Source organism: Siccirubricoccus phaeus (genome assembly GCF_008360935.1).
Lineage (GTDB): Bacteria > Pseudomonadota > Alphaproteobacteria > Acetobacterales > Acetobacteraceae > Siccirubricoccus > Siccirubricoccus phaeus.
The window spans coordinates 76,749-97,021 of the sequence record NZ_SRXO01000004.1 but is presented as its reverse complement, the minus strand read 5'-3'; the positions used below and the strand labels follow the sequence as shown (position 1 = coordinate 97,021).

At 73.2% G+C, this 20,273-nt stretch carries 17 protein-coding genes; 11 read left to right on the top strand and 6 right to left on the bottom strand.

Annotation, left to right across the window (positions count from 1 at the left end; genetic code table 11):
• Positions 1–58: 58 nt before the first annotated feature.
• The 5 genes from E5N76_RS07080 to E5N76_RS07060 all read left to right on the top strand — a co-directional run bounded on the left by E5N76_RS07080 (position 59) and on the right by E5N76_RS07060 (position 7,177).
• A complete protein-coding gene (locus tag E5N76_RS07080; RefSeq protein ID WP_149536593.1) occupies positions 59–709 on the top strand; it encodes a thioredoxin domain-containing protein in 651 nt (216 codons plus the stop codon).
• Complete coding sequence (locus E5N76_RS07075) at positions 706–5,322, top strand: AAA family ATPase (RefSeq protein ID WP_187830032.1); 4,617 nt, start codon at positions 706–708, stop codon at positions 5,320–5,322. The genes E5N76_RS07080 and E5N76_RS07075 overlap by 4 nt, the downstream gene beginning before the upstream one ends.
• Positions 5,323–5,443: 121 nt before the next feature.
• Entirely contained in the window at positions 5,444–6,025 is a 582-nt protein-coding gene (locus E5N76_RS07070; RefSeq protein ID WP_187830031.1) for an FkbM family methyltransferase, read from the top strand.
• The gene (locus E5N76_RS07065; RefSeq protein ID WP_149536590.1) at positions 6,022–6,219 is read left to right on the top strand and encodes a hypothetical protein; all 198 of its coding nucleotides are present in this window, start codon (positions 6,022–6,024) and stop codon (positions 6,217–6,219) included. Before E5N76_RS07070 ends, E5N76_RS07065 begins: the two co-directional genes overlap by 4 nt.
• Positions 6,220–6,367: 148 nt before the next feature.
• Complete coding sequence (locus E5N76_RS07060) at positions 6,368–7,177, top strand: class I SAM-dependent methyltransferase (protein ID WP_149536589.1); 810 nt, start codon at positions 6,368–6,370, stop codon at positions 7,175–7,177.
• 203 nt (positions 7,178–7,380) lie between these two features.
• Here E5N76_RS07060 and E5N76_RS07055 read toward each other — a convergent pair whose 3' ends face one another.
• The gene (locus E5N76_RS07055; protein ID WP_149536588.1) at positions 7,381–7,938 is read right to left on the bottom strand and encodes a gamma-glutamylcyclotransferase; all 558 of its coding nucleotides are present in this window, start codon (positions 7,936–7,938) and stop codon (positions 7,381–7,383) included.
• Positions 7,939–8,002: 64 nt separating this feature from the next.
• Between E5N76_RS07055 and E5N76_RS07050 the strand changes: the two genes are divergently transcribed.
• From E5N76_RS07050 to hemA, 6 genes are all read left to right on the top strand, one after another.
• Positions 8,003–9,037, top strand: a complete 1,035-nt coding sequence (locus E5N76_RS07050) for a DUF2125 domain-containing protein (RefSeq protein WP_187830030.1) — start codon at positions 8,003–8,005, stop codon at positions 9,035–9,037.
• Positions 9,038–9,419: 382 nt separating this feature from the next.
• Positions 9,420–9,692 carry a hypothetical protein gene (locus E5N76_RS07045; RefSeq protein ID WP_149536586.1) on the top strand — a complete coding sequence of 91 codons (273 nt, stop codon included), beginning with the start codon at positions 9,420–9,422 and terminating at the stop codon, positions 9,690–9,692.
• A 129-nt stretch (positions 9,693–9,821) separates the two neighbouring features.
• Positions 9,822–11,357 carry a cytochrome ubiquinol oxidase subunit I gene (locus E5N76_RS07040; RefSeq protein ID WP_149536585.1) on the top strand — a complete coding sequence of 512 codons (1,536 nt, stop codon included), beginning with the start codon at positions 9,822–9,824 and terminating at the stop codon, positions 11,355–11,357.
• Positions 11,354–12,385: a cytochrome d ubiquinol oxidase subunit II gene (gene cydB / locus E5N76_RS07035; RefSeq protein WP_149536584.1), complete on the top strand. Its 1,032-nt coding sequence runs from the start codon at positions 11,354–11,356 to the stop codon at positions 12,383–12,385. Before E5N76_RS07040 ends, cydB begins: the two co-directional genes overlap by 4 nt.
• 373 nt (positions 12,386–12,758) lie before the next feature.
• Positions 12,759–12,872 (top strand): DUF2474 domain-containing protein, encoded by a 114-nt coding sequence (locus E5N76_RS07030; RefSeq protein ID WP_149536583.1) that lies wholly within the window; start codon positions 12,759–12,761, stop codon positions 12,870–12,872.
• Between the two features lie 201 nt (positions 12,873–13,073).
• The gene (gene hemA / locus E5N76_RS07025) at positions 13,074–14,300 is read left to right on the top strand and encodes a 5-aminolevulinate synthase (protein ID WP_149536582.1); all 1,227 of its coding nucleotides are present in this window, start codon (positions 13,074–13,076) and stop codon (positions 14,298–14,300) included.
• 409 nt (positions 14,301–14,709) lie between these two features.
• Here hemA and E5N76_RS07020 read toward each other — a convergent pair whose 3' ends face one another.
• From E5N76_RS07020 to E5N76_RS07000, 5 genes are all read right to left on the bottom strand, one after another.
• Positions 14,710–15,075, bottom strand: a complete 366-nt coding sequence (locus tag E5N76_RS07020; protein ID WP_149536581.1) for a hypothetical protein — start codon at positions 15,073–15,075, stop codon at positions 14,710–14,712.
• 62 nt (positions 15,076–15,137) lie between these two features.
• Positions 15,138–15,458, bottom strand: a complete 321-nt coding sequence (locus tag E5N76_RS07015; protein ID WP_149536580.1) for a hypothetical protein — start codon at positions 15,456–15,458, stop codon at positions 15,138–15,140.
• Between the two features lie 5 nt (positions 15,459–15,463).
• Positions 15,464–16,870, bottom strand: a complete 1,407-nt coding sequence (locus E5N76_RS07010; protein WP_149536579.1) for an amidase family protein — start codon at positions 16,868–16,870, stop codon at positions 15,464–15,466.
• Between the two features lie 168 nt (positions 16,871–17,038).
• Entirely contained in the window at positions 17,039–18,898 is a 1,860-nt protein-coding gene (locus tag E5N76_RS07005; RefSeq protein WP_149536578.1) for an ABC transporter ATP-binding protein, read from the bottom strand.
• Positions 18,899–19,101: 203 nt separating this feature from the next.
• Positions 19,102–20,271 (bottom strand): acyl-CoA dehydrogenase family protein, encoded by a 1,170-nt coding sequence (locus tag E5N76_RS07000; protein ID WP_149536577.1) that lies wholly within the window; start codon positions 20,269–20,271, stop codon positions 19,102–19,104.
• Positions 20,272–20,273 lie beyond the last annotated feature (2 nt).

Here is a 20,273-nt window from a genome sequence, read left to right as displayed (position 1 = left end):
CCCCCGGCCCGGCCCCCAGCCCCGGCCGCGGGGACTCCGCCCAGCCTCCGGAGGTCCGATGTCCCCGACCCGCCGCACCGCCTTGGCCATCCCCTTGGCCATCCCGGCCCTGCTGCTTCCCGGCCTTGCCCCGGCCCAGGGGGTGGGCCAAGGGGCAGCCCCGGGCACCGATCCGCGGCTTGGGGAGCGCGGCACCGGCCCGGCCGAGGCGCCGGTGCGGGTGCAGGAATTCTTCTCCCTCACCTGCACCCATTGCGCCGCCTTCCACCGGGAGGTCTTTCCGAAGGTGAAGGCGGAGCTGGTGGAGAAGGGCGCCGTCCGCCTGATCTGGCGGGATTTCCCGCTGGACCGGCTGGCGCTGACCGCGGCCCAGATCGCCCGCTCCCTGCCGGAGGACCGGTACGAGCCCTTCATCGGCACCCTGCTCGCCAACCAGGATCGCTGGGCCTTCAGCCGCGACCCGCTGGCCGGCCTGGCCCAGATGGCCGCCCTGGCCGGCATGCCGCGCCCGAAATTCGACGAGGTGGCGGCGGATGACAATCTCGCCCGCGCCATCCTGGAGCAGCGCTCCATCGCCGAGCGGGAATACGAGATCCGCGCCACCCCCACCTTCTCCTTCCGCGCCGGCAACCGCGCCCCGCACAACCAGCCCGGCAGCATCAGCTTCGAGCGCTTCCAGGCCCTGGTGGAGGAGGCGAAGAAGGCTTGAGCGAGGCGGAGGCCGCCCCCCCCCAGGACAGCGCCCCGGAGGAGTCCGCTGCGGCGCGCAAGGCGCCGCGGGCGACGCTCGCGCGGCTGCGCATCGCCGGGTTCAAGAGCTTCGCCGAGGCGGTGAATGTCGAGGTCCTGCCGGGGCTGACGGGCATCGTCGGGCCGAATGGCTGCGGCAAGTCCAACGTCGTCGAGGCGCTGCGCTGGGCGATGGGCGAGACCTCCGCGCGTTCGATGCGCGGCGGCGAGATGGAGGATGTGATCTTCGCCGGCACCGCGACCCGCCCGGGCCGCAACCTGGCGGAGGTGACGCTCTATCTGGAGGAGGCCGCCGGCCTCGCCCCGCCGCCGCATGCCGAGAGCCCGGAGCTGGAAATCAGCCGCAAGATCGCCCGTGGCGAAGGCTCCGCTTTCCGGGTGAACGGGCGGGAGGTCCGGGCGCGGGACGTCCAGACCATGTTCGCCGATATCGGCTCCGGCGCCCGGGCCTCGGCCATGGTCAGCCAGGGGCGGGTCGCCGCCATGATCGGCGCCAAGCCGGAGGAACGCCGGCAGGTGCTGGAGGAGGCGGCCGGCATCAGCGGGCTGCGGGCGCGGCGGCATGAGGCGGAGCTGAAGCTCCGCCAGGCCGAGACCAACCTGACGCGCTCCGAGGATCTGCTGGGGCAATTGGACGCCCAGCGCCAGGGGCTGCAGCGCCAGGCCCGGCAGGCCAATCGCTACCGCAACCTCTCCGGCCTGGTGCGCGGGGCGGAGGCGGAGTGGCTGGCGCTGCTGAACGCCAAGGCGCGGGCGGCGCTGGCGCATGCCGAGGCCGGGCTGGAGGCGGCCCGCGCCGCCACCCAGGCGGCCGAGGCGGAGGCCGAAGCCGCCGCCCGCCGGAATTTCGCCGCCGAAGCCGCCCTGCCTGCCCCGCGCGCCGCCGAGGCCAGCGCCCGCACCGCCCTGGAACGCCGCCGGGTGGAGAATGAGGGGCTGGAAGCCGCCGAGCAGCGCGCCCTGGCCGCGCTGGAAGCGGCCGGGGCCCGGCTGGCCCAGGCGGAGCGCGACCTGGAGGACGCCACCGAGGCCGCCGGCGATGCCGAGGCGGCGGTCACCCGCCTGGCCCGGGAAGCGCGCGGGCTGGAAGCGGCGGAGGCCAGCCTGCCCGCCCGGCTGGCCGAGGCGGAAGCCCGGCTGGCCGAGGCCAGCGACGCCGCGCAGACCGCCGAACGCGCCGCCAACGCCGCCACCGAGGACGCCGCCGAGCAGGCCGCCCGCGCCAATGCCGCCGGCACCGCGCTGGCCGCGGCCCGGGACCGCACCGCCAGGCTGCGGGAGCAGCACGACCGGCTGCAAGCCGCCCTGGCCGAGGCCGAAGCCGCGCTGGTGCCGCCGGAGCGGGAGGCGGAGGCCGCCGCCGCCCTGGCCGCTGCCACCGCCGCGCTGGAGACCGCCCGCGCCGCCCTGGCCGAGGCGGAAGCGGTCCGCGCCGCCGCCCAGGACCGCGCCGCCGAATCCCGCCGCGCCGCCAGCGCCGCCGAGGCCGAGGCCGGCCGCCTGAGCGCCGCCCGCGCCGAGGCGGAGGCGCGGCAGCGCCGCATCGCCGCCCAGCATGCGGCGCTGGCCCGCGACCACGAGGCCGCCCTGGCCGAGCGCATCCCGGCGGAAAACCTCGCCGCCGCGGAACAGGCCGCCACCGCCGCCGAGACCGCCCTGGCCGAGGCCCAGGCGGCGCTCGCCGCCGCCGAGGCCAGCCGCGCCGCGGCGCAGGAGGCGCACGCCGCCGCCCGCCGCCGCATCGCCGATGCGGAAGCGGAGCGGGAGCGCGCCACCGCCGAACAGGCCACCGCCGCCCAGCGCGCCGCCGAGACCTCGGCGCAGCATGCGCGGCTGGCGCAGGAGCTGGAAACGGCCCGCGCCCGGCTGGTCCCGCCTGCCGAGCTGGCGGCGGCGCAGCAGGCAGCCGCCACGGCCGAGGCTGCGCTGGAGGCGGCGCTCGCCGCCATCGCCCGGGCGGAGGCCGCCCGCACCGAAGCCGCCGCCCGCCACGCGGAGTCCCGCAGCGCCGCCGCCACCGCCGAGGCCGCCCATGCCCGCGCCCGGGCGGAGGCGGAGGCGCTGCGCGAGACCCTCGCCGCCGGGGCCAAGGCCACTGGCAGCGCCCCCGCCGTGCTGGAGGCGGTGCAAGTGCCGCCCGGGCTGGAAGCCGCCCTCGGCGCCGCGCTGGGGGAGGCGCTGGACAGCCCGGAGGATGCCTCGGCGCCCCGGCACTGGCGGGCGCTGCCGCCGCTGGATCAGCCGCCGCCCCTGCCGGAGGGGCTGGCGCCGCTTGCCGCCCTGGTCTCCGCCCCGCCGGCCCTGGCCCGGGCGCTGAGCCAGGTCGGCGTGCTGGCCGAAGGGGCGGATGGCGCGGCGGCCCAGGCGCGGCTGCGGCCCGGCCAGGCGATGGTCGGGCGGGACGGCGCGCTGTGGCGCTGGGACGGCCATGTGGTGCGGCCGGATGCCCCGAACCCCGGCGCCGTCCGGCTGCAGCAGCGCGCCCGGCTGCGCGCCGCGGAAGCCCGTCTGGCCGAGGCCGCCACCGCGGCCGAGACCGCCCGCCGCGCCCGCGATGATGCCGCCGCCGCGGAACAGCAGGCGGTGGCCGAAGAGGCCGCCGCCCGCGATGCCCGCCGCCAGACGGAAGCGGCGCTGGCCGAGGCGCGGGCCGCGCTCAGCCGGCTGAGCGCCGCGGCGGCGGAGGCGGAAAGCCGCCTCGGCGCCCTGGCGCCGCAGCTTGAAAGGCTGGCGGCGGAGCAGACGGAGGCCGCCCGCGCCGCCGAGGCCGCCGCCGCGGCGCTCGCCGCCCTGCCCAACCCGGATGCCGCCCTGGCGGAGTACGATGCCGCCGCCCAGGCGGAACGGCAGGCCGCCGCCGCCGAGGCCAGCCTGCGCGACGACCGGGCCGAGGCGGAAATGGCGCTGCAGCGGGCGCGGGGGGAGGCGGCGCGCCTCGCCGCCGCCGCCGCCCGGGCGGAAAGCCGGCTGGAGGCGCTGGCGCCGCAACTCGCCCGGCTGACCGTGGAGCTGGCGGAGGCCGGGGCGGCGCTGGACGCCACCAATGCGGCAAGCCTGCCGGACCTGCCCGGCCTGCGCGCCGCCGCCGCCGAGGCGGCCGGTGCGGCCGAGGCCGCGCTGGCGGCGGAAGCCCAGGCGCGGCAGGCCCGCGCCACGGCGGAAGCGGCGCTGGCCGAGGCGCAGGAGGCCGTCGCCCGCCTTTCCGCCGCCGCCACCGAGGCGCGCGGCCACGTCGCTGCCCTGGCGCCGCAGCGGGACAGCGCGGCGGCGGAGCTGGCAACGGCCGAAGCCGCGCTGGCCGAGGCGGCGGCGCAGGCCGCCGCGCTGCCCGACCTCGCCGCCATCCGCGGCGGGGTGGAGGCGGCCCGCGCCGCCCTCTCCGCCGCCCGCACCGGCGAGGCGGCGGCGCTGGAAGCCCTGGCCGGGCTGCGCGCCGAGCGCGACCGGATGGCGGAGCGCCAGGTCAGCCTCGCCGCCGAGCGGGCGGAATGGGCCGGGCGGGCGGAGGCGGCGGGCGGCCGCCTGGCCGCGCTGCGGGAGCGCCGGGCGGAAGCCCTCGCCGCCCGCGACGCGGTGGCGGAGGCGCCGGGCGAGGCCGCCGCCCAGCGCCAGGCCGCCGGCCGCGTGCTGGCCGAGGCCGAGGCGGCGCATGCGACGGCCGCCGCCGCCCTCGCCGCCGCCGAGGCCGAGCGCCAGGAGGCCGGCGAGGCCCGCCGCGCCGCCGATGCCGGCTTCGCCACGGCGCGGGAAGCGCAGCTCCGCGCCCAGGGTGCCATGGAACAGGCGGCGCAGGCGGCGGAGGCGATCGCCGCCCGCATCGCCGAACGCCTGGGCGAGGGCGCCGAACTGCCCCAGCCCGAGGAATTCTCCGACACCGCCGAGGACCGCGCCCGCCGCAAGCTGGAAAGGCTGACGAAGGAGCGGGAGGAGATGGGGCCGGTCAACCTCCGCGCCGAGGTGGAGCTGGCGGAGCTGGATGCCCGCATCGGCCAGATCACCTCGGAGCGGGAGGAGATCGGCAGCGCCATCGCCAAGCTCCGCGGCTCCATCGGCCATCTGAACCGGGAGGGGCGGGAAAGGCTGCGGGAGGTGTTCGACCGCGTAGACACCGAATTCCGCGCCCTCTTCACCCGGCTGTTCGGCGGCGGGCGGGCGCATCTGGCGCTGGTCGGCTCGGAGGACGCGCTGGAGGCGGGGCTCGAAATCTATGCCGAGCCGCCGGGGAAGAAGCTCTCCGCCCTTTCCCTGCTCTCCGGCGGGGAGCAGGCGCTGACGGCGCTGTCCCTGATCTTCGCCGTGTTCCGCTGCCACCCCGCCCCGGTCTGCGTGCTGGACGAGGTGGACGCGCCGCTGGATGACGCGAATGTGGAGCGGCTCTGCGACCTGCTGGTGGGGATGGCGGAGGAAAGCGGCACCCGCTTCCTGATCGTGACCCACCACCCGCTGACCATGGCGCGCATGCACCGGCTCTACGGCGTGACGATGCAGGAGCGGGGGGTGAGTCGGCTGCTCAGCGTCGATCTCGGCCGGGCGGTGGAGATGGCGGAAGGGCCTTCCAAGGCGGCGGAGTAGCCTCCCCCTTCGGGTGTCACAGGGCCGGGCCCCTGCACCGGGGGCGCCCGCCGGCCATATCCTCCCCGGCCATATCCTCCCGACCAGGCATCGCGGCGAAGGCGACAGGATGACGGGCGCAGTGCAACGGGACCTGATCTACGATCTTGGCATGCACCGCGGCGACGATACGCGGTTCTACCTCGCCAAGGGATTCCGCGTCGTGGCGCTGGAGGCGAATCCGGCCTTCTGCGCAGCAGCCAGGGCCGCCTTTCCGGAGGACATCGCCGCTGGCCGCCTCGCTGTCGAGGAGGCCGCGCTGTGGCACAGTGGCGGCGAGCGGATCAGCTTCTGGCTCAATCACGAGAAGGATGACTGGAGCAGCGCCCTGAGGCCATGGGCCGAGAAGGGCGGGCACGCGGCGGAGGAGATCGAGGTCGGCACGCTGACGCTGCCCGACCTGCTCGACCGCCATGGCGTACCCTATTACCTCAAATGCGACATCGAGGGGATGGATGAGGCCTTCGCCGGGCAATTGCTGCGCGATGGCCGCCGGCCGGCCCATGTCTCCATCGAAGCCTGTTCGTTGGACGCGCTCGCCCTGTTGCGGGCCTGCGGCTATGACCGCGTGCAGATCGTGAACCAGGCGCTGCATTACTGCGCCGTTCCCCCCGACCCGCCCCGCGAGGGCAGCTTCGTCGCGGCCCAATTCCACGGCCATTGAGCGGGCTGTTCGGCCAGGAATTGCCGGCCGGCCGCTGGCTGTCCTTTGCCGATGCGGCGGAGGCCTGGCTGGGATTCCGGCGGCTGTATGAGCGGAGCCCCGACCTCGCGGTGGGCTGGCTGGACTTCCATGTGACGACGGCGGCCGGCCTTGCCGCTGCCGCCGGCAATCCGCCCCTGGCTGCCATTCGCTGAGCCGCCGCGGCTTCGGCGCCCCCGCCGGCCGTTGAGGCGGCAGCTTCCGGCGGGCCGGAGGCCTGGTCGGCGCTCGGCCAGCCCCGGTGACGGGCCGCCTTCACATCGCGACTTGTGGCAGGGGCAGGAAAGGTGGTCTGTCTCCGGCATGGACGCCAAGTGCAAGGACGACATCGCGGCCCGGCTCCGCGCCTGGTCGGCGGGCATCGGGCATGAGCTGCAGTTCTGGGATGCCTGGATGGCCAGCGGCGGCCTGCAATGGTCGGAGGAATTCGCCGCGCGGATGGACCCCGGCCGCCCGCTGGACCCCTGGCTGGCGGCGGTAGCGGAGGAGCTGGGCCAAGGGGCGCCGAGCCAGGCGGCGCTCCGCATCCTCGATGTCGGCTCCGGGCCGCTGACCTGCGTCGGCTTCGTGCTGCCGGGGCGGCAGGTGGAGGTCGTGCCGGTCGATCCCCTCGCCGCGGGCTATGCCGCGCTGTTCGCCCGGCACGGGCTGGTGCCGCCGGTGGCGCCGCGCTTCGCCCCGGCGGAGGATTTGGCCCTGTATCTGGAGCCCGGCAGCTTCGACATCGCCCATTGCCGCAACGCGCTGGACCATTCCTACGATCCGCTGCGAGGCATCGAGCAGATGCTGGCGATGGTGCGCATCGGCGGCCGGGTGCTGCTGCAGCATTTCCCGGAGGAGGCGGAGAAGGAGGGCTATAGCGGCCTGCACCAGCATAATTTCAGCCTGCGGGACGGCCGCTTCGTCATCTGGAACCGGGCGGGGGCGCTGGATGTCGCCACGGCGCTGCGCACCCCGGCGCGGGTTGTGGTCGAGCCCTCCTCGATCGTGATGGTGCGGATCGAGAAGCTCGGCGCGTCGCCGGAGGTGCCAGCGGCGGAGCAGGTGGCGCGGCTGGCCTCCGGCCTGGCGGGGCTGATGGCGGCGCTGGCGGAGGCGCGGCTGCCGGGGTGAGGGGGCTCCGGCCCCTGCCCCCGCCAGGGGGCGCTGCCCCTGGACCCCGCCGGGGGGAAGGCTTCCCCCCGGACCCCGCCCTAAGCTTGCTGGTTCAACCTGCGGCTTCTGATCGGGGTCCGGGGAGGGATCGCCGGAGCCGCCGGCAACCACCGGCGGGAGTGCAGAGCGCCCTCTGCTGGGAGCATGGGAGCAACCCCCCGTCACCCCCCTGGCGGCAACAGCGCCGCGATCCGGTCCAGCCCCAGATCCCGCACCCCCATCGCCGCCAGATGCGCCACGGTGTTCAGCAGATAGTCGCGGTTCGGCCCCGCCTGCCCCACCCCCAGGGCAATGGCCGCCGCCGCGGCCTCCGGCGCCGGCCGGCAATAGGCGGGGTGCTCCCGCCGTGCCACATAGGTCACCGCCCGCACAGCGGCGCCGCTGTCCAGCAGCCGCACCCCCAGCAGGCGGCGGGTGTAGACGATCTCGTCGCCGATATTCTCCCGCGCATCCAGGTAATCCAGCACCGAAGCGGCCTCCACCGCCGCCACCCGGAAGGCGACGCCCCGGCAGGCCCCGCCGCGGTCCAGCCCCAGCACCAGCCCCGGCGCTTCCGGCGTGCCGCGGTACAGCCGGCTCCACAGGCAGAAGCGGCGGTGGAAGCCGCGCAGCAGGGCAGGGTGGGCGCCGAGATGGGCGAAGCCGGGCCGCCAGATCAGCGATCCATAGGCGAAGACGTAGAGATGCCCGTCGGCATCCAGCAACTCGGCAGGCGACATGCGCGCATTCGGTCCCGGCCGGGCATTCGCGCCGGCGCCGCTCCGGCCTATATCCCTGCCCTGCATGTCCGCCAAGCCGCCCCGCCGCCGCCTGCCGCGCCTGCTCCTCGGGGCCTGCCTGTCGCTGCTCCTGCTCGGGGTGGCGCATGGCGTGGCCTGGTTCTGGCTGACCGAAAAGCTGGAGGCGGGGTTCGGCCAATGGGCGGCGCTGCAGCGCTCGCTCGGCCGGCAGGTGGCCTATGGCCCGCCCCGGCGCGGCGGCTGGCCGCTGGCCGCGACCCTGGAGGTGCCGGCGCTCCGCTGGTCCCAGCCGGAATGGGGGCTGGCGGCGGAGGCGGTGATGCTGCGCCTCGCCCCGCCGCAGCTCGGCACGCTGGAGGTGCTGTTGCCCGGGCGGCATGCGCTGCGGCTGGACCGGGCGGAGCTGCCCCTCAGCGCCACCGCCCTCACCGCGCGGATGCCGCTGGAAGCCGCGCTCTGGCCGCGGCTGCTGGTGCTGGAGGGGGAGGGAATCGGCCTCGGTACCCTCAGCCTCGGCAGCCTCAGGATGCGGCTGGAGACGGTGCTGGCCGCCGGCGCCGGGGAACCGGCGGCCAGCCTGAACCTGGTGCTGGACCGGCTGCGCCTGCCGCCGGAGATGCTGGGCCCGGCCGGGGCGGCGCTCGGCCCCGCGGTGGAGGCGCTGAGCCTGACCGGCACCCTCAGCGGGCCGCTACCCGCCGGGCCGGTGCGGGCGCGGGAGGCGGCGCGCTGGCGGGATGCGGGCGGGGTGCTGACCCTCTCCGCCCTGGCCCTGCGCTGGGGGCCGCTGGGGGCGGAGGGCGCCGGCCAGGTCCGGCTGGATGCCGCGCTGCAGCCGCGCGGCGCCGCCACGCTGCGGGTGACGGGCGGGGAGGCGGCGCTGGACGCTGCCCAGGCCGCCGGCGCGGTGCCGCCGCGCAGTGCCATGGCCGCCCGGCTGATGCTGCGGGTGATGAGCCGCCCGGCCGAGGGTGGCGGCCCGCCGCAGGTCGAATTGCCGCTGACGCTGGAGGACCGGCTGCTGATGCTGGCCCGGCTGCCGCTGCTGACGCTGCCGGCGGTGAACTGGCCGGAGTAGGCGCCGTGGGGGCAGCGCTCCTGACCTTGGAAAACAACAACAAAAACAGCAGGAACGGCCAGGGGCTCTGCCCCTGGACCCCGCCGGGGACTGGACCAGTCCCCGGACCCCGGTGGGTGTTTTGCGCCTCGTGAGTTGCACGGCGGGGTCGCGGCGGGGTCTTTTTTCTGGATTGGCGCCCGTGGGGCGGCACCCCCGATCTTCCAATGCCTCCCCGGGGGTTGTCCTGACCTGCCCACCGGGCTAGGCTCCACCCGATGATCAGCCTCTCTCTCCGTACTGCGCGAATTACCGGCCCGGCCGCCTGAGCCGCGCCGTGGGTACGGCGCGTGCCGCGCCGCCGGGTATCCGCCCCACCCCGCCGTACCGGAGAGTTCCCCAGATGTCCGACGCCGCTTTCGTTGCCGTGCGCTTCCTCGTCACCGCGGAGGCCTCGCCCGGCCTGCTGCCGCGCCTGCTGCAGCCCCTCGCCAAACGCGACCTGACCGCCGACGCCTTCCTCGTGCTGCGGGAGGGCGAGGTGCTGCAGGCGGAAATCCGCCTGGACGCCATGCCGGCCGAAATGGTGCATCTGGTGGAGGGCAATCTCCGCCAGGTGGTCGGCGTCACCTTCGTCGGGCGGGATATACCGCAGCCGCTGCCCGCGGCGGCTTGAGCCTCGCGGGCCTTCCCCTGTAAGAAGCCGCGCAGAAACGGCGAGGCCGGGTCATCCTGAAGGCGGCGCCCCGGAAGGGGCCTCGCCGGGCGCGGCTTGGGCCTACCCGCCGTCGCCGGAGGAGTGCCCATGTCCTGGGACGCCTTGCCGAGCGCGCTCGACCTCGCGCGCTTTCAATTCGCCTTCACCGTCACCTTCCACTTCCTCTTCCCCGCCTTCACCATCGGCCTGGCCAGCTTCCTCGCGGTGCTGGAAGCGCTGTGGCTGTGGACCGGACGGGCCGCCTATCTCGACCTGTTCCGCTACTGGCTGAAGGTCTTCGCCGTGAACTTCGCCATGGGCGTCGTCTCCGGCATCGTCATGTCCTATCAATTCGGCACCAATTGGTCGGTCTTCGCGGACCGCACCGGCCCCATCCTCGGGCCGCTGCTGGGCTATGAGGTGCTGACGGCCTTCTTCCTCGAGGCCGGCTTCCTCGGCGTGATGCTGTTCGGCCTCGGCCGCGTCGGGCGCGGGCTGCATTTCGCCGCCACCTGCCTGGTGGCGATCGGCACGCTGATCTCCGGCTTCTGGATCCTCTCGGCCAATTCCTGGATGCACACCCCGGCGGGCTATGCGGTGGATGCGGTGGGGCGCTTCGTGCCGGCGGATTGGTGGCAGATCGTCTTCAACCCCTCCTTCCCCTATCGCTTCCTGCACACCATCACCGGCGCCTATCTGACGACGGCCATGATCGTCGGCGCGGTCGGCGCCTTCCACCTGCTGCGCCTGGGCGCCCGATCGCGGCGCGCCGCAGGCGCTGACCATGAACCGGCCGCCATCGCCGGTGCCGGGCCGCGGCGCGCCAGCGGCGCGGCGCCCGAAGCGGCCGCCCCGACCGTCGAGCGGGCGCGCATCATGTTCTCCATGGCCATGTGGATGGCCGCGGCGGTGGCGCCGGTGCAGGCCGTCCTCGGCGACATGCACGGCCTCTCCACGCTGGAGCACCAGCCGCAGAAGATCGCCGCCATGGAAGGCCATTGGGAGACGCAGCGCGGCGCGCCCCTGATCCTGTTCGGCCTGCCCGACATGGCGCGGGAGGAAACCCGGATGGCGATCGAGATCCCCCGCCTCGGCAGCCTGATCCTGCGGCATGAATGGGATGGAGAGATCCGCGGCCTCAAGGATTTCCCGCCGGCGGACCGGCCGACCAACGTGCCGCTGGTGTTCTGGGCCTTCCGCATCATGGTCGGCATGGGGCTGCTGATGATCGGGCTCGGCCTGGTCTCGCTCTGGCTCCGGCTGCGGCGGCGGCTGTATGAGACGCCCTGGTTCCTGCGCTGGGCGGTGGCCATGGGGCCTTCCGGCCTCATCGCCGTCACCTTCGGCTGGATCACCACGGAGGCCGGGCGGCAGCCCTTCACCGTCTACGGGCTGATGCGCACGGCGGAGAGCGCCAGCCCCATCGCCGCGCCGGCGCTGGCCGCTTCGCTCGCCGCCTTCATCGTGGTCTATTTCTGCGTCTTCGGCGCCGGCATGTGGTACCTGTTCCGCCTCTTCGCCCATCCGCCGGAAGCGCAGGAAAGCGGGGCGGAGTCGGAGCCGCCGATCCGCACCGCGGGCATCACGCCCGCGCCGCAGGTCGCGGCCCCGCAGGCGCAGCCCGCTCCGCAGGTGCAATCATGAGCGCCGAGCTGATCGCCACCGTCTGGGCGGCCATCATCGCCATCGCGATCTTCCTCTATGTCTGCATGGACGGCTTCGACCTCGGCATCGGCATCCTGCTGCCGGCGCTGGAGAAGGAGGAGGATCGCGGCACCGCCATCAACAGCGTGGCGCCGGTCTGGGACGGCAACGAGACCTGGCTGGTGATGGGTGGGGCGGGGCTCTACGCCGTGTTCCCGCTGGCCTATGCCGTCATCCTGCCGGCGCTCTACATGCCGCTGATCCTGATGCTGCTGGCGCTGATCTTCCGCGGCGTCGCCTTCGAGATGCGCTTCCGCGCCCCGACGGAGGGCACGCGGCGGGGCTGGGATCGCGCCTTCACCGGCGGCAGCCTGGTGGCGGCGCTGATGCAGGGCCTTGCCCTCGGCGCCCTGGTGCAAGGCATCGAGGTGGAAGGCCGGGCCTATGCCGGCGGCTGGTGGGATTGGCTGACGCCTTTCTCCGTCTTCACCGCCTTGGCGCTGGTGGCGGGCTATGGGCTGCTCGGCGCCTGCTGGCTGGTGTGGAAGACGGAAGGGACGCTGCAGGAGACGGCGCGCGGCCTGGCCCGGCGCTGCGCCGTGCTGCTGCTGGCGGCCATCGCCGTGGTCAGCGCGGTGATGCCCTTCCTGCTGCCCGCCTTCCGGGCGCGGTGGTTCGACTTTCCCGCCATCCTCACCGCCCTGCCGGTGCCGGTGCTGGTGGTGGTGCTGGGATGGCTGCTGTTCCGCGACCTGCGCGGCCCGTCGGACGGCACGCCGGCGCAGGAGGCGCGGCCCTTCCTCTGGGCGCTCGGCCTGTTCTTCCTGGCCTATACCGGGCTCGGCATCACCATGTGGCCGATGATGGTGCCGCCGGGGATCACCCTGTGGGAAGCGGCGGCGCCGCGCGATTCCCAGCTTTTCCTGCTGGTCGGGGCGGCGGTGCTGATCCCCGTGGTCCTGGCCTATACCGGCTATGTCTACTGGCTGTTCCGCGGCAAGGTGAAGGCCGGGGCGGGGTACCATTAGAGCAGATCGCCGGAGGGCGGCATCGCCCGGAGGCGTGAATCTGCTCTACAATCCATAAGCTAGAGTGGTTTCGCGCTGCACAGTCAGCGTGAAACCGCGGGACGGGGCGGCCGATATGTGCGAATTCGGCGAAACCGATAAGGTCGGAGCAATGAGGGCTTCGCCCCCGAACTCCCGGCAGGGGGCCCTGCCCCCTGCACCCTCGCCGGGGGGCGGACCGCCCCCCGGATCCCGGTCCGAGTCCGCGGGTTCAACCCTCGGGTCCGAAACTCGGACCGGGGTCCGGGGCCAGGTCCCGGCCCCGGTGGGGGTTCGGGGGCAAAGCCCCCGATCATCCCCGGAAGCCCATGGGGCGCCGCCCCGCCCGGACCCCATGGGCGCGTCCACGGCACCGCGCCGGATCCTGTGGTTCATCGCCCTCTGGGCGGCGGGGGTGGGCGTCACTTTCCTGGCCGCGGGCCTTGTCCGGCTGCTCATCCCGCGCTAGGCCCGGGGCCGTCCGGGCGGCCTGACCTGGATCAAGGACCCGGCACGTGCCGGGTGGCACAGACGGGCCGCGCCGGGTGACGACAGGATGGCGCCCTCGCCGCCACATGGGGTGCGGCGGAGTCATCGGGGTCCCGCCATCATGCCGCCCTACGCTGCCCTTCCGCTCCGCCCCCAGCCCATCGCCACGGCGCCGAGGCCCATGACCACACGCGATACCTTCCTCGCCCATTGCCGCGACCAGCTCGGCGCCCTGAAGCGGGAGGGGCGCTACCGCGAATTCGCCCATCTGGAGAAGCTGGCCGGCCGGTTCCCGACCTATCTCTGGCATGCGCCGGAGGGCGTCCGGGAAGTCACCGTCTGGTCCTCCAACGACTATCTCGGCATGGGCGCCCACCCGGCAGTGCTGGCGGCGGCGACCCGGGCCGTCGCGGAGCACGGCGCCGGCGCCGGCGGCACCCGCAACATCTCCGGCACCTCGCCTTTGCATGCGGCGCTGGAAGGGGAGCTGGCGAGCCTGCACGGCAAGGGCGGGGCGCTGCTCTTCGGCTCCGGCTACATCGCCAACCAGGCCGGCATCGCCGCCATCCTGGAGGCGCTGCCGGGCTTCATCGTCTTCTCCGACGCCAAGAACCATGCCTCGATGATCGCCGGCATGCGCGGCGCCAAAGGCGCCAGCAAGGTGATCTGGCGGCATAACGACCTGGCCGATCTGGAAGCCAAGCTGGCCGCCGCGCCGGCCGAGGCGCCGAAGCTGATCGCCTTCGAGAGCGTCTATTCCATGGATGGCGACATCGCCCCGATCGGCGCCATCTGCGACCTGGCCGAGCGCTACGGCGCCATGACCTATCTGGACGAGGTGCATGCCGTCGGACTCTACGGCGCGACCGGCGGCGGCATTTCCGAGCGCGATGGCGTAGCGCACCGCATCGACCTCATCGAGGGGACGCTGGCAAAAGGCTTCGGCGTGCTGGGCGGCTACATCGCCGGCGACGCGGAGGTGGTGGACTATATCCGCAGCGTCGCCGGCGGGCTGATCTTCACCACCGCCCTGCCGCCGGCCGTCGCCGGCGCGGCGCTGGAAAGCGTGCGGGTGCTGAAGCGGGATACCGCCCGGCGCGCGGCGCTGGCGGCGCGCGCCGCGGCGCTGAAAGCGGCGCTGGACGCGGCCGGGCTGCCGCGGATGGACGGGCCCAGCCATATCGTCCCGGTCTGGGTGGGGGAGGCGGAGGCCTGCCGTCAGGTGGCGCGGCGGCTGCTGGTGGAGCACGGGCTCTACGCCACGCCGATCAACTACCCCACCGTGCCGCGGGGGACGGAAAGGCTGCGCCTCTGCGCCACGCCCTTCCACACGGATGCGATGATCGCCGAGCTGGTGCTGGCGCTGCGGGCGGTGCTGCCGCGGACGGCGCCGCTGGCGGCGGAATAGCGCGCCCTGACGTCCGAGGGGAGGACGCCGCCCGTTGGCGGCAGCGCCGCCACCCGCCGCCGGGGAGGATACTCCTCCCCCGGTGCGACAAATGGGTCTGCGGCGCGTCTTGCCGCTGGCGCCAGCGCGCTGTTCGCATGAATTCCACGGGCTTGCCGACGCCACCGCATCGGCTGGCGCCGTCGCTGCAGCGCCGCGACCCTGGCCAGGATGCAAGGCCCGCGCCGAACCGCCGCCGGGACCTTTTCGAGACAGGCTGTAAGTTTTCCGATCCGTGGGTTGAGCCGGCCGACCTGCGCCGGCGCTTTAGAGCGGTTTCACGCTGACTGTGCAGCGCGAAACCGCTCTAGCTTATGGATGGTAGAGCAGATTCACGCCTCCGGGCGATGCCGCCCTCCGGCGATCTGCTCTAGCTCGCGCTGAGGCCGCGGTTGGAGACGTAGATATTGCTGGCGGCGCAGATATTCACCTGCCGCAGCTCGGCGCTCTGGCCATTCGCCCAGACCACGCGGAAATCGTAATGGCCGCTATTGGCGGCGCGGTAGGAGGTGCGGGTGCCCGGCGGCAGCACGTTCCGGCCGAGCTGGTCGGTGCCCCAGCTCCCCTGCGAGGAATGGCTGAAATAGAGCCGCTCCACCGTGCCCGAGGAATTATTGATCACGTTGAACCGGGTATCGCAGCCGGCGGCGGGCTGCGAGACCACCACGGTCTGGGTCGGCGGCGTGCAGGCAGCCAGGGCCAGCAGCGCCAGGGCGGGCAGGAGGCGGCGGAACATGGACGTTTCCCGAACGGAAGTCGATGCAGACTAGGATCGAACAGGCTGCGTGACAATCCGTATCATTCGGCACTTAACGCCCCGTCACCAAGGACGACGCGCTGTACCTCGCAGGCCTCGATGCCGCTGAGCGCGATGTCCCGGCCATTCACCCAGACCGCGCGCAGCCGGTAGCGGCCCGAGGCGGGGAAGGGCAGGCGCAGGCTGCCGCCGGGCGGCAGCGCCGCATCCGGCGACAGATCCGCGGCTGGCCCGCCCGTCTCCGGCGTCAGGTAGAGCTGTTCCACCGCCATTCTGCCCTGGTTGAGGAAATCCGCCTCGCAGCCCTGCTGCCCGGCGCAGGCGCCGAGCAGCAGCAGCGGGGCCAGCGCCGCGCCGCGCATGGCGTTCAGCCCACAGGGTCGATCGGCGCGGGCGGCACGCCACCGGCCTCGATCGCCGCGCCGGCGGCCAGCAGCACATCCTCCCGGTAGCGGCTGCCGACGAGCTGGACGCCGACCGGCGCGCGGCCGACCAGCCCGGTGGAGACGGTCAGCCCCGGCAGGCTGAGCAGCGGCAGCCCGACCTGCGGAAGCTGCGCCATGATGATTTCCTCGAAGCGGGCGAAGCTGGTCACGTCGTCATGGTCCGGGAAGGGCAGCTCGCCGGAGACCGCCATGACCACCGCCGGGAAGCGCTCGAGGAAGGCGAGCCATTGCCGCAGCAGCCCGACGCGCGCCTGCAGCGCCGCCTGGAACTCCGCCAGGCCGGCTTCCGGGCAGAGCCGTGCCATGAAGCCGGAGACGGCGATGGCATCCGGATCGCCTTCGGTTTCGAAGACCGAGGGACCGCCGCCGGGGCGACGGGTCTCGGCCAGCCAGAGCAGGGCCTGGAGCCGGGCGCATTCGGCGAGCGGCGGGGTGTTCGCCACCTCCTCCACCACCCAGCCGGCCTTCTCCAGCCGCGAAGCGGCATCGCGCACCGCGGCGGCGACCTCCGGTTGCACCCGCATGCCGTCCGGCGCCAGGCAGACAGCGGCGCGCTTGGGGAAGGCGGGGCCTTCCAGCGGCGCCGGCGTCCACCAGGGGTCGCGCAGATCCGGCTGCGCCATGGCGGCGAGGCCGAGGCGGAGATCGGCGATGCTGCGGGCGATGGGGCCGGAGACGGCCATGAGCTGGGCGCCGATGCCGCGGTCCGGCGCCGTGGCGTTCCAGGCCGGGATGCGGCCGAGCGTCGGGCGCAGCCCATGCACGCCGCAGGCATAGGCAGGGTAGCGGATGGAGCCGCCGATATCCGTGCCATGGCCGATGGCGCCGATGCCGGCGGCGACGGCGGCCGCCGCGCCGCCGGAGGAGCCGCCAGGGGTCAGCCCCGGGTCGCGCGGGTTCTTCGTGGCACCGTGCAGGGAATTGCGGGTGAACCAGCGGAGCGAGAAGGCAGGGGTGTTGGTGCGCCCGAGGATCACCGCGCCGGCGCGTTTCAGGTTGGCGACCACCGGGCTGTCCTGGCTGGCGACGAGGTCCTGCTGCAGCCGCAGGCCGTTGGTGGTGGCCCAGCCTTCCTGGTCGACATTCACCTTCACGGTGACGGGGACGCCGGCCAGCCTCCCGGGATCCTCGCCGCGGGCGAGCGCCGCATCCACCGCCTGGGCGGCGGCAAGGGCCTGCTGCGGGTCATGCGCGATGACGGCGTTGAGGGCGGGGTTCACGGCGTCCAGCCGGGCCAGCGCGGATTTGGTCGCCTCCTGCGCAGAGACCTCGCGGGCGCGGATGCGGGTGGCGAGGTCGGTGGCGGAGAGGCGCCAGAGATCGGTCATGGGCGGGATATCCGGAGGCTGGACAGGGCAGGGATTGTCCCCGGCGCGGGGTGGGTGGTCAACGCGGGAAGGCGCCTGGAGCAGGGTGGGTTGCGCTTCGCTCACCCACCCCGCTCTGGCCTTGTGTTTGGTCGCGTGACTGGTGAGTTCCCCTCAGGCGATCACGCTCTACAGGAACCCACCGGATTGCCGTTTCCAAAGCCGCGCATAGGCCCCGTCGCGGTCCAGCAAGGCGGCGTGGCTGCCCTGTTCGACAATGCGTCCATGATCCAGCACGACGAGCCGGTCCATCCTGGACAGGGTGGAGAGGCGGTGCGCGATGGCGATCACCGTCTTGCCCTCCATCAGCCCGGCGAGCTGTTCCTGGATCGCCGCCTCGATCTCGGAATCGAGGGCGCTGGTCGCTTCGTCCAGCACCAGGATGGGCGCGTTCTTCAGCAGCACGCGGGCGATGGCGATGCGCTGCCGCTGGCCGCCGGAAAGCTTCACGCCGCGCTCGCCGACCTGCGCCTCATAGCCGCGGCGGCCGCGCCAATCGACGAGCTGCAGGATGAAGTCATGCGCCGCGGCGCGGCGGGCGGCGGCGACGATCTCCGCCTCGCCGGCATCCGGGCGGCCGTAGCGGATGTTGTCGCGGATGGAGCGGTGCAGCAGGGCGGTGTCCTGCGTGACCACGCCGATCGCGGCGCGGAGCGATTCCTGGGTGACGGTCGCGATGTCCTGACCGTCGATGGTGATGCGCCCGGCTTCGGGGGCGAAGAAGCGCAGCAGCAGGTTGATCGCCGTGGTCTTGCCGGCGCCCGAATGGCCGACCAGCCCGACGCGCTCCCCCGGGGCGATGGCGAGGTCGAAGCCGTCGAGCACGCCGCGTTCCTGGCCGTAGCCGAAGCGGACCTGCTCGAAGCGGATGGCGCCTGCGGTGATGCGGAGCGGCCTGGCGCCGGGCGGATCCGGCGCGGTGGGGGGCACGGCGATGCTGCCGGAGGCCTCCTGCACCACCCCGATATTCTCGAAGATGGCGGTGACGTTGAAGGCGACCCAGCCGGAGATGTTGGCGATCTGCCAGCCCATGGGCAGCGCCGCGGCGACGGTGGCGAGGCCGATCTCGCCCGCCTGCCAGAGCCAGATGGCGAGCCCGCCCATCGCCGTCAGCAGCGTGGCGTTGAGGCTGGAGAGCAGCAGGCTGTTCAGAGTGACGAGGCGCATCTGGCGCTGGAAGGCGGTATTCAGCCGCTCGACGCCGTCGCGCACGAAGCCGTCCTCATCCGCCGCCCGGGCGAAGAGCTTGACCGTCAGGATATTGGTGTAGCTGTCCACGATGCGGCCGGTGAGGAGCGAGCGCGCCTCGGAGGCGGCGCGGGAGCGCTCGCGCATGCGCGGGACGAGGAAGCGCAGCAGCATGACGTAGCCGGCGAACCAGCACAGCACGGGCAGCGCCAGGCGCGGATCGGCCCGGGTCAGCCACAGCACCGCGGTGCTGCCATAGACGATGATGTACCAGACGGCATTGACGCCCTGGACCACGCTTTCGCGCAGCGCGGGGCCCGCCTGCATCACGCGGTTGGCGATGCGGCCGGCGAAATCCTCCTGGAAGAAGGCCCAGCCCTGGCGGATGACATGGAAATGGCTCTGCCACCGGATCAGGCTGGTGACGTTGCCGTTGATGCCCTGCGCCGCGACCAGGTTCTGCGCGGTGATGGCAAGGGGCCGGCCGACCAGCAGCACTGTCGCCATGCCGAGGAGTTGCGGCCAGGCCTCGGCGAGCAGCCGGTCCGGGCCATGGGTGGAGAGCAGGCCGACGAGCTGGCCGATGAAGATCGGGATCAGCGCATCCAGCACCGCCACCAGCAGGCCGCAGAGGAAGAGCAGCAGGAACAGCGCCTTCGCCTGGCGGATGAAGTACCAGTAGAAGGCGAGCAGGCCGGAGGGCGGCGGGGTGGCGGGCACCGCCGTGCCGAGCAGGCGGCTCGCGCTTTCGCCGGGGCCGGCGACCGGGTCGAGGGTCCGCTCGAAGGGGAGGCTTGCCATGGGCGCCAGCAACGCCCGGCGGGGCGTGCTGTCAATGCCCGCGGCGGCGCCTCGTAGCAACGGCATCTGTCTCCGACAAATGCCGAGGCCGCGAATGCGGCCCGCCGGCGGTCCGGCGAAGCCAAGCCAGCCGGAGGTTGGTGCCCGGCGTCTGAGGCAAGAAAAGGGCGGAGACCGGCGGTCGCTGCCAGCGACCGTTGGTCTCAGCCCGGCAGGTTGAGCACGTTCTTGCTGAGGATGTTCCGCTGGATCTCGTTGCTGCCGCCATAGATCGTGGCCGGCCGCGCCTGGATGTAGAGGCCGCCGATATTGAGGTCGCGATTGCCCTCCATCGGCTCCAGCAGGCCGGCATTCTCGCCGGCGATCTCCAGCATGGTGTCGGTGATCTTCTGGAACAGCTCGGTCTGGATAACCTTCAGCATGGAGACGTCGGGGCCGAGGCTCTCGCCGCGCTTCAGCTTCTCGACATAGACGCCGAACAGCGCCTTGAGGTCCTCAAATTCGAGGCGCAGGCGGGCGTAGCGGTCCTGGAACTCCGCCTCCTCCCAAACCCCCATCCGCTCGGCGAGGATCTTCAGGCGCGAGAGCGCGTAGCCGGACTGGCGGGGGGACCCGAGGAAGATGCGCTCGAAGCCGAGCAGCGCCTTCGCCATGTCCCAGCCCTTGTTCAGCGTGCCGACGAGGTTCTCCTTCGGCACTCGGACATTGTCGAAGAAGGTCTCGCAGAATTCGTCATGCATCTCGAGGTTGATGATCGGCCGCACGGTGATGCCGGGCGTCTTCATGTCCACCAGGAGGAAGCTGATCCCTTCCTGCTTCTTCGCGTTCTTGTCGGTACGGACCAGCAGGAAAATCCAATTGGCGTCCATCGCCAGGGTGGTCCAGATCTTCTGGCCGTTGACGACGTAGTGGTCGCCCTCCAGCACCGCCTCGGTCCGCAGCGCGGCGAGGTCGGAGCCGGCATTCGGCTCGGAATAGCCCTGGCACCAGACATGCTCGCCGGAGAGGATTTTCGGCAGGAAGAACTTCTTCTGCGCTTCCGTCCCGTACTTGATCACCAGCGGGCCCAGCATGACGATGCCGTGGTCGTTGGTGCGGGCGACGCCGTAGCGCTCATACTCCTCGGTGAGGATGATCTGCTTCGCCGGGGAAAGGCCGAGGCCGCCATACTCCTTCGGCCAGCCGGGGCAGAGCCAGCCCTTCTCGGCCAGCTTCATGTACCATTCCTTGTTCTCCGCCCAGTGCAGGCGCTTCGGCGGGTTGCGCAGATGCTCCGGGTAGTTATCGTGCAGGAAGGCACGGACCACCTGGCGGAAATGCTCGTCCTCCAGCCTGTCCAGCTCGGCGGGCGGCGGGATGCGGATGGCGTCCATAA